The organism is Mycobacterium simiae (assembly GCF_008370645.1).
Lineage (GTDB): Bacteria > Actinomycetota > Actinomycetes > Mycobacteriales > Mycobacteriaceae > Mycobacterium > Mycobacterium simiae_A.
Genome location: NZ_VTZN01000631.1, coordinates 1 through 286 on the forward strand (window position 1 = coordinate 1; position 286 = coordinate 286).

General features: G+C 65.7%; 1 protein-coding gene. It reads left to right on the forward strand.

Annotated features, from left to right (window positions below; all coding sequences use genetic code 11):
• Nucleotides 1-286 (forward strand): AMP-binding protein (locus F0Q45_RS27190; RefSeq protein ID WP_149656722.1); only part of this gene is annotated, 286 nt, incomplete at both ends.

Here is a 286-nt window from a genome sequence, read left to right on the forward strand (position 1 = left end):
ATTCCATGCCCTACTGATCGCCGAACACGTCACCGTACTCAACCAAACCCCCTCAGCGGCCGCGGTAGTGCCGCCGCAAGGTTTGGAATCGGTGACGTTGATGGTCGCCGGTGAGGCGTGTCCGGCCGAACTGGTCGACCGCTGGGCCCCCGGGCGGGTCATGATCAACGCCTACGGGCCCACCGAGACCTGGTATGCGTCGATGAGCGCGCCCCTGCTCACCGGCGCAGCGATAACACCGATCGGGGTGCCGGTGCCCGGAGCAGCACTGTTCGTCCTCGATCAA